This window comes from Neochlamydia sp. TUME1, from assembly GCF_000813645.1.
GTDB lineage: Bacteria > Chlamydiota > Chlamydiia > Chlamydiales > Parachlamydiaceae > Neochlamydia.
On the sequence record NZ_JRXI01000037.1, the window covers coordinates 1 to 1,442 of the forward strand.

Annotated in this window: 1 protein-coding gene; it reads left to right on the plus strand. The window is 37.6% G+C overall.

Translation table 11 applies throughout. The features are described 5' to 3' along the window. Nucleotides 1–1,172: hypothetical protein (locus DB41_RS11870; protein ID WP_039383673.1), on the plus strand; the 1,172-nt coding region annotated here is incomplete at its 5' end. Nucleotides 1,173–1,442 lie beyond the last annotated feature (270 nt).

Below are 1,442 nucleotides of genomic sequence, written 5' to 3' on the forward strand. Positions count from 1 at the left end.
GAATTATTGTTTTTATCCAAGAAAAGCTTTTAAAAGATGGTAGACCAACCAAGCATAAAGCTGGTACTTCACCTTCTGGCCATGCTATAGCTAACACTCTTGCGATTTCTCACCTAGCTAGCACTAGTTCACCTCCCCATCAGACATCTATATTGGGATTGCTCGATCATGGCCAGTACAGCTTGCAAGATAAGCAATCTAGAGAGACGTACGATCGCAAAGAACCGCAAGAACTACAAGTTTTACTCAAACGATCTGTTGAGAATATTGCTAGCACTTATGAGGCTTCTAGAAAGCTAATGAAACCTTCTAAAAGCAAACAATATTCTCTATTAGTCTCAGAGGTAGAAGAAGAAGTAGCTAAGATAAAAATTTTAGGTAAAGTGTTAACTGAAAAAGATCAGATGGTAGAGAGTAAGCAGATAGAAGACCAAGAGAAGATTCTTAAGCAGATGTATAAAGATATGCCTTTGGGAGAAAGCGTTCTACTTCGATGGGATATAGAGATGATGAAAGGTATGTCACGTCGTCCCGCAGAAAAGATTTACACTACTTCTTGTGGAACATTTGAAAATCCTAATGCCTCCCATTTAGAATTATCACGTTGGTTTTCATCTTACATATATGAGGGGAACTACGAATGCTTCAGCTGCATGTATAGGTTGCATGATTTAGCAGAAGGAAAAGATTATAATAGGATGTTTACTTGCATTGGCTTGGATAAGAAGGAAGGACAAAGAAAAATAGAAAGAAAGCTTTATAATGGCAAGCCCTCCTTTTGGGGAAATATTCAATCTTCACTTTTTTCTATCGGTCGAACTCTTTTATCTAAAGATCAATCCTCTGGCGAAGCTGAAGAAAAAAAAGAGACTCAAGCATTAAGCTTACCCTCCACAGAAGCAAGTACGGCTGGATTTATAAGCCTTCCTACCAAACCCGTAAGCAATTATCAGATCAAGCAGCAAAAGGTACTAGCAAAACTTGCACAGGATTTGCCGGCGATGATGGAAGTATGGAATGTGGATTCCTTTCAAATTTTAACTTCCGAGCAAATGCTAGCCGAAGGCTACGAATACGAAGGTGCTTATTCAGGAGATAGGATCCTGCTTTTCCATAAACGGGTAGAAAACCAAGAGGCTGCAAGCTCAGCCATGGATCCATTAGCAACTTAAGGAAAATCGAATTAGCAAAGAGCTATTAATCGTACATACTCGTTTCCTGCCTGCATTTTTATATAAAATGCAGGTGTTTAATTACTAAATGAGGAACGAGCAGAATGATAGTTTGATAATAAACAGAGTGTTTTCTATTTTAAATTTGAGGGAAGAAGATTAATATAATTTATTAGCTTTATACTAATTTGTGTTGTTAATAAGAAGTTGCTTTCCCTATAAAAATTCACCAGGGTTTAGGTATGCCTTATCATTTGACCAATCATCCGA